Here is a 7,213-nt window from a genome sequence, read left to right as displayed (position 1 = left end):
AGCGCCCCCCGCGCTCTCACCCCCCCCACCCCCCCCCGCGGCCCCCCCCCCCGCCGCGGGCCCACCCCCCGGCGCGGGGCCCCCGCGGGGGGTTACCCCCCCCCCGCCCGGCACCCCCCCCCGCCCTCGACGAAGGCCTCGACGGAGGCCTCGTCGACGAGCACACGCAGGCGCACCACACCGTCCACCGGCACGTACGGCGCCGCGCGGCGGACCCCGAAGTCGGCGTTCTCCCCGCTCCTGTCGGGCAACGTGGTGGGGCCGGCGTGCATCCGGTCCAGGAACAAGCCGTCAGGGCCGATGCCGACGACCGTCGCGTCCTCGATCGATCCGTCCTCGGCCCGACGCTCACGCACCCGCAGTCCGACCTCCTCGGCGCCGCCCATCCCGATCTCTGCCACCACCTGGTAGGTCGTGCCCGGGTCGTCGAGCACCGCCTCGCCGTCCTCGAGCACGACGTCGGTCACGGTCGTGGTCTCCTCGTCCAGTACCTCGAGCTCGGGGACGGGCGACTGTGCGAGGACGTACCCGCCGTCGGGCAGTACCTCGCCCGAGGGTGCAGGGGCGCCCGGAGCCACGCGCCGCAGGAACAGCTCGCGAGGGACGCTCATCGCGTTCTGCCACGGTGCGGTCGGGGCGGAGTAGGGGAAGCGCCAGTTGCCCATCCAGCCGAGCCAGAGCCGGCGCGCGTCGGGGGCGTGCTCGAACGTCTGGGCGGCGTAGAAGTCCTGGCCCACGTCGGTGGTCTGCACGGTCTCGGGTGGCGTCGCGGGGTCGCGCGTGAACGTCGTCCCGTCGAAGTCGCCGACGAAGTACTGGGCCGTCGACCCGTTCGTCTCCTCCGAGTCGCCCACGCTCACGGTGAGCACCCAGCGCACGTCGTCCGGGTCCCCGTCCACCGGCAGTGGGAACAGGTCCGGGCACTCCCACACGGCCGAGTGCAGTCCCTGTCCCCCGCCGAACGTGCTGAGCAGCTCCCAGCTCAGGAGGTCGGGAGAGCCGTGGAGCTCGACGCCGTCCCCCACGGAGACGACCATGACCCACTGGTGCGTCGCCTCGTGCCAGAAGACCTTCGGGTCGCGGAAGTCGCTGCGTCCGTCGTTCGGGATCACGGGGTTGTCCGCGTATCGCTCCCACGTGCGGCCCTGGTCGGTGCTGTACGCGAGCGACTGCGCCTCGCCGCCCTCGGTCGAGGTGTACACCGCGACGAGGCCGCCGTCCCCTCCGGGGAACAAGCCCGACGTGTTCGCCCCGTCCACGACGACGCTTCCGGACAGCGCCTGGCCGAGCTCGTCGTGCTCGAGCGCGGTGGGAAGCGTCTCCCAGTGCACGAGGTCGGCGCTCACCGCGTGCGCCCACGTCCCGTCCTGCTGGTGGAACAGGTGCCAGTCCCCCTCGAACCACACGAGCCCGTTCGGGTCCGCGAGGCGCCCCTCGGGCGGACTGTAGTGGAACTGCGGGCGCCACGGCTCGGCGTACGCCGTGCTCGCGGGCGGGCCGGGCGCCGTCGTGCCCGACGACGCCTGGTCGTCCTCCGGCGTGCCGGTGCACCCCGCGAGCAGCGCGAGGGCGACGAACGCCGCGACCCCGCTGGACGGGACGCGCCGTGCCGTGGAGCGACCGGTTCTCGCCATCGTCACCACGCTAGGCACCGTGGCGTCCCACCCGCCCGTCGGGGCGCGAGGGAGGGGCGACGGCCGGGTGCCGCCGCCCCGCCTCAGGCGTGCGACCCTCGTCCGCTACGGGAGCGGTCTCGGGTCGGGATCGGGCGAGACGTCCTGCTCGGCGTTCGCGGGGATGTCCCCGTAGCCGCCGAGGCCGTCCTCGCCGTAGGAGCGGTCGACGACCGCGCTCGTCCCGGCGATGTTGAGCTTCACCGTCGGGGCGAGGGTCCCGCCGCGTCGCACGTCCGGGTTGCCGATCGCGTCGATGAACGACTCGACGAGGCCTCCCGGCATCACGTAGTGCGAGTAGGACTGGAACGCGTGCGCCGTCTGGAACGGGTCCGGTGCCGCCGGGGTACCGACCGCGTAGTTGAGGTTCGTCGGGTTGCCCAGGGCGAGCCCGCTCCCCTCGTTGAGCGGCTGGAAGTCGGACCGGATGCCGTTGCCCACGAACCCGTAGACGCCGTCCGGACCGTCCAGGTACCAGAACCGCGGATCGGTCGAGTCGGTGTCCGGGCCGCGCGCGAACGTGTGACGGTGGCTGATCGTGAACAGGTAGTACTTCGAACCCTGCACGTAGATCTGCGGACGCTCCGTCTGGTCGTTGACGCAGTTGCCGGACAGGATCGGCGGCAGGTACCGCCACTGCGTCATCGCCTTGTTCTCCGCGACGGCGAGGCCGACGTTCGCCATCTGGAAGTTCGCGCCCGAGGCAGTCACCGTCTCAGGTAGCTCGGCGTACGGGTCGCCCTCGCGGTAGCCGAGGTCTTCGGCCGTGCACGGCACCGACCCGCGCTCACCGCCCGTGTTGCCCTCGAACACCATGTACGTCGGGCTGTCCTCTGTGTTCGGGTCCTCGAAGGTGAACGGGTCGCGGAAGTTCACGAACGCGTTCTGCTCACGGGTCTGGTAGAGCGTCCCGTCCGGCACGAGCAGCTGGTGCTGGTCGCGTGCGCCGGTGAGCCACACGCCGTCCTCGTCGGCGAAGATGCGCAGCTCGGTCTGGACGATGCGCGGGTCGGCGGGCTGGATCTCCTGGTCGTTCGCGTCCCGGTAGAACGCGACCGCCGTGTAGAACATCCGCAGCTTGTTGCCCTCCATGATCCGGGTAGAGCCGGACCACTCGGTGACCGTCGAGAACGACTGGTCCTCGAAGATCGCGCCCGCGGCGCCGTCCGGGAACACGTGGCCCCCGTAGATCCAGCCGCCGTTGGCCGGCCGCTCGCCGGCAGGCACGTCAGCGGGACGGTAGAAGAACCCGATCCGCGCGTGGGTGTGCCGGTCGTCGAACGTGTACCCGGCGGTCGAGTCGGCGACGAGCGAGAAGATGACCTCCCAGCCCTTGAAACTCAGCTGGTTGGAGTGCTCGTCCGTCAGCGTCCAGGTGTCCCACACCCAGACCTGGGTGCCGTTCTGGTCCACCAGGACCGGGAAGTCCTGAGGGATCTCCGGCATCGTGTACTCCTCCGGCATGGAGTTTTCCCCCGCAGGCGCGGACGGGTCTGTCATTGCCCGCATCTGGAGGGCGTCCGCGCGCGTCCAGCGCGCCGTGAAGTCGTCCTCCGGGTCGTAGGCCTGCTGGCTGTGGATCGACGGCGCGGGGAAGCCCGGGAAGCGGAACGGGGTGACGAGCCCGTCCTCACCCGGGTCGTCGGTCGGTGGCGCTTCCTCGGCGGGCGGCTCCTCGCCGCCCTCCGGTCGCGCGGGGTCCTCCGGCGCAGGTGCCGGATCGGCCGGGACCGGCTCCTCGGGTGCGGGGCTGGTCTCCGGCGGAGCCGTCTCCTGAGGCACCGGCGCGGTGTCGTCCGTCGTGGTCTCGGTGGGCGACGGGGGCGTCGGCGCCTCGTCGTCCTCGGCCGCCAAGGCGGTCGTGGAGCCGATCGTGATGGTTCCCAGGAGGAGGCCGGTGGCGAGCAGTCCGCTCACCAGCCTCTTCGCGCGTGGTCGTGTGCGTGTCGAAGACTTCACGTCCGTTCACCTTCTGCTGGATCCGTGAGCGTCTTCGTCCGAACGGTTCTCCCCCAACGATTTCGAGCGTAGTGTGACTTGCACCACATCTGTCAAGCCATCGGCAGACTCGTCGTAGGACCGTCACAGGGGGTGACACCCAGGGTGCGTCCCATCGCACCCGACGACCGGTGACGACGCCGGCCGCTCGTGCGGCTTCGGCTGAACGACACGCGATTCCCGCGACATCTCCTCCTCCATGACGCACGCGTCGCGCCCTGCGCGACGGCGCCCTCGGGCGCACTCCGACGACTCATGGAGCATCATGAACACCTCAACAGCCCACGGCCGACCACCGGCCGAGCCACGGCGCGGGCCCCGTCATCACCGACGCGCTGCCCGCGCGGTCGGCATCGTCTGCGCGGCCACGCTCGCCACCAGCGGCACGGTCGCACTCGCACTTCCCGCGTCCTCTTCGCCCGGGCAGAGCGTCACCTCCCTGCGCGACCTCGAAGCAGAGGACCTCGCCGCGACGATCGCAGGGCGCGGGATCACGGTGCGCAGCGCCACCTTCTCCGGCAACGACGTCCAGGCCGGCCGCTTCTCCGGGATGAACGCCACCGGCCTCGCCCGTGGTGTCGCGCTCACGACCGGCTCGGTCATCGACGCCGACCCCCAGTCCGATGCCGACACCGACTTCTCCGCCTCGGCCGTCCTCGGCCCGAACGAGAAGCTGACCACCACCGGCGACCTCGGCGGCCGCGGCGCGCGCGCCCTCGACCGCCTGATCGGGCAGACCACCTACGACGCGGCCGTGCTCACCATGCGGGTCGTGCCGTCAGGCAACCGCATCTCCCTGTCCTACGTCTTCGGCAGCGAGGAGTACGCGGGATGGAGCGAGCAGGACTTCGCCGACGCGTTCGCCATCTGGGTGAACGGTCAGCCGTGCTCCACCGTCCCGCGCACACGTGACCTGGTGTCCACCGCCACCGTCAACGCGAGCTCGCATCCCGAGCTGTACGTGGAGAACTCCGCGCCGAACGACCCGGGTGCCGGGACGCACGACACGGAGCTCAACGCGTTCACCACGGTCCTCACCTGTGAAGCTCGCGTCACGCCCCGTCGGGTCAGTACCGTACGGGTCGCCGTGGCCGACACCCGCGACGGCCAGCTCGACAGCACCGTACTGCTCGGACGGGACTCTCTCGTGTCGAGCCGCGGCAACGGCCCCAAGGCCGACCGCGATCACCGCGACCATCGTCGGGAGAACCACCGCAGCCAGTACTGGCAAGTGCCACGATGACCGAACCGGTGCGAGAACGGCACGGCTGATCCGACGCGGTCGCGAAACGCACCCCCGTGCTGGTGCGAGTGGTCGGTGGTCACCCATGGTCCACTGCCGCCCAGCGAGCGCCGACCCAGGGTGGTCTGCGACCCAAGCCCCCTCCGGACACCGCGTGGCACATCGTGCGCCTCAGAGGCCAGGTCAGGAGAACTTCTCCCGACCTGGCCTCTTGCGTTCCACCATCCGGTTACGACGGGGTTCGGGGTCAGCCGTCGTCCGTGTCGGTCCAGGACGCGACGTCGACGCCGTGGTTGTCGGGTGACGCGAGGGACCACCAGGCAGGGGCGTGGGACCCGTCGGCGAGCCGGCCTCCTGCGGCGAGCGCGGCGTCCACGCGCGCCCGCGCCTGGTCGGCCGGCACGAAGACGTCGAGGTGCGTCCTGCCCCGCGCCGGGACGTCGCCCGCGATGGGGTTGAACGCGAGCTGCGGTCCGCAGCGCAACGGGTCGACGGCGTCCGTGGTGCCGAACGGCTCGTAGCCCAGGACGGCCGTGAAGAACGGCCGTACGTCGACCCGCGAGTGCTGGGCGACGTAGAGGCCGATCGACTGCGCGCGCGACGGGTCCGGAGTCAGTCCCAGCCCGGCCGCTGCGCGGGACACGGCCGCGGCGAAGTCCGCGGCTGCCGCGGGGATCCCGTCCGGGCCTCGGAGCGGGACGCGCACGACCACGGCCTCGGGACGCACGTCGACGTCGGGCAGGACGCCGGTCCGCTCGGCAGCCGCGACGATCGGTGCCACGAGACGCGCCGCGTGGGCGAGCGAGCCGGCGGTGTAGACGGCCTGGGGGCCGCTCCCCGTGACGCGCCAGCCGGAGACGTCCGGCGCGCGGTGAAACTCGGCCGCAGTGATCCAGCCAGTTCCCTTCGTCGACCCGCCCATGCGCTTCCCTCCGATGTCACCGGCCCTCCGGGACGCCGAGGTTCGGAGCCCGCGCGCTCTCATCGTAACGAGGGGCCCGTGCCGCACCGGGACGGCCGGCCGCACCCTCGGGATGCGTCGTCCGAGATACCGCCTTACGGTGGCATGTCCTTTCTGATGCTTTTGAGGCGGTATGCAATGCTTGACGTCCATCACTTCACCTACGGAGCCGTGACCCCGCTCATCTCCTACGCGGCCGCGGTCTCCGGGTCGGCCTGCGGTCTGTCCGCGGTGTCCCGGTCCCGTGTCGACGCGCCGTGGCACGTGCGGTCGGCGTGGCTGTGGCTCGGCGCCACGGCCATCGGCGGGACCGGCATCTGGGTGATGCACTTCGTGGCGATGCTCGGGTTCACGGTCACCGGCATGCCGATCCACTACGACGTGCCCCTGACGGTCGCGTCCGCCTTGGTGGCCGTCGTGGTCGTGTCGATCGGGCTCCACCTCGTGATGATGTTCGGCTATCGGCCCGCGCTGCTCGTGTCGGGAGGCGCCGTGGCCGGGCTCGGCGTCGCCGGGATGCACTACATGGGGATGGCTGCCATGCGGATGCACGGCGCCATGCACTTCAGCGCGCTCTCGGTCGTCCTGGCCGTGCTCGTCGCGGTCGCCGCCGCGACGGCGGCGCTCTGGCTGTGCGTCCACGCGCGGGGGGCGCTGTCCATGACGGTCTCGGCGCTCGTCATGGGGGTCGCCGTCGCCGGGATGCACTACACCGGGATGTGGGGTGTCTCGGTGACGGGCCGGCCGGGCGCACCCGACGACGGCGTCCCGATGCTGGACCTCCTCGGCGCCCTCCTGGTCGGGGGCGGTGGCTCCGTCGTGCTCCTCGTGTTCGTCGTGGTGGGTTCCCGGACCGAGTCCGAGCGGCTGCGGCACGCCGCCTTCCGGGAACGCCTGTCGCAGGAGACCGTCTCGGTCGGCAGGCAGCGCACGAGGGCGTGAGCCGCTCGTCACGGACGGCGTGCACGCACCCGGTCCTCCGCCTCGAGCACACGGCGAAGCCCGGTGAAGTCGCGCCGGAGGATCCACGCCAGGACGGGCGTCGGGAGCAGCGCGAGCAGCCGGAGCCAGTCGGCGACGTCGCCGTGGTAGTCGGCCAGGACGCGCGTGCCGGCCCCGTCGGGCGACGTGGAGTACTCGACGCGGGAGTTCCACGGCGACGTCGAGTGCCACACGACCCGCCGGTCGGGCTCGACGACCTCGAGCACGTCGGTGAAGCGCACCCGGAACGGCCCGATCCGGTCGAGGGGGGGCCCCCCCACGCCCCCCCCCGACGCGGCCCCGCGCCCCCGGCGGCCGCGGGGCGCCCGCCGGGGGGACAACCCGCACCCCCCCCGC

The 7,213-nt window shown here is 72.0% G+C and carries 6 protein-coding genes; 2 read left to right on the top strand and 4 right to left on the bottom strand.

Features of this window, described 5'->3' with window-relative positions; translation table 11 throughout:
- Positions 1-92: 92 nt before the first annotated feature.
- The gene (locus ACFWH7_RS12875) at positions 93-1,634 is read right to left on the bottom strand and encodes a glycoside hydrolase family 32 protein (protein WP_378216904.1); all 1,542 of its coding nucleotides are present in this window, start codon (positions 1,632-1,634) and stop codon (positions 93-95) included.
- Positions 1,635-1,739: 105 nt separating this feature from the next.
- Entirely contained in the window at positions 1,740-3,590 is a 1,851-nt protein-coding gene (locus ACFWH7_RS12870; RefSeq protein WP_378216902.1) for a glycoside hydrolase family 68 protein, read from the bottom strand.
- Positions 3,591-3,870: 280 nt separating this feature from the next.
- Between ACFWH7_RS12870 and ACFWH7_RS12865 the strand changes: the two genes are divergently transcribed.
- A complete protein-coding gene (locus ACFWH7_RS12865; protein ID WP_378216901.1) occupies positions 3,871-4,914 on the top strand; it encodes a choice-of-anchor L domain-containing protein in 1,044 nt (347 codons plus the stop codon).
- Positions 4,915-5,161: 247 nt separating this feature from the next.
- Here the strand turns inward: ACFWH7_RS12865 and ACFWH7_RS12860 are convergent, their stop codons facing one another.
- Complete coding sequence (locus tag ACFWH7_RS12860) at positions 5,162-5,836, bottom strand: VOC family protein (protein WP_378216900.1); 675 nt, start codon at positions 5,834-5,836, stop codon at positions 5,162-5,164.
- 177 nt (positions 5,837-6,013) lie between these two features.
- Here ACFWH7_RS12860 and ACFWH7_RS12855 point away from each other — a divergent pair, with 177 nt between their 5' ends.
- Positions 6,014-6,817 carry an MHYT domain-containing protein gene (locus ACFWH7_RS12855; protein WP_378216899.1) on the top strand — a complete coding sequence of 268 codons (804 nt, stop codon included), beginning with the start codon at positions 6,014-6,016 and terminating at the stop codon, positions 6,815-6,817.
- A gap of 8 nt (positions 6,818-6,825) precedes the next feature.
- Here the strand turns inward: ACFWH7_RS12855 and ACFWH7_RS12850 are convergent, their stop codons facing one another.
- Positions 6,826-7,137, bottom strand: a complete 312-nt coding sequence (locus tag ACFWH7_RS12850) for an SRPBCC family protein (protein WP_378216898.1) — start codon at positions 7,135-7,137, stop codon at positions 6,826-6,828.
- Positions 7,138-7,213: the final 76 nt, after the last annotated feature.

The organism is Cellulosimicrobium cellulans, assembly GCF_042723955.1.
Lineage (GTDB): Bacteria > Actinomycetota > Actinomycetes > Actinomycetales > Cellulomonadaceae > Cellulosimicrobium > Cellulosimicrobium cellulans_H.
This window is presented reverse-complemented; position numbering and strand designations above follow the sequence as displayed.

Coding starts and splice junctions, on each gene's coding strand:
- ACFWH7_RS12855 (WP_378216899.1), top strand. CDS start 6,014: ATGCTTGACGTCCATCACTTCACCTACGGAGCCGTGACCCCGCTCATC.
- ACFWH7_RS12860 (WP_378216900.1), bottom strand. CDS start 5,836: ATGGGCGGGTCGACGAAGGGAACTGGCTGGATCACTGCGGCCGAGTTT.
- ACFWH7_RS12865 (WP_378216901.1), top strand. CDS start 3,871: ATGACGCACGCGTCGCGCCCTGCGCGACGGCGCCCTCGGGCGCACTCC.
- ACFWH7_RS12875 (WP_378216904.1), bottom strand. CDS start 1,634: ATGGCGAGAACCGGTCGCTCCACGGCACGGCGCGTCCCGTCCAGCGGG.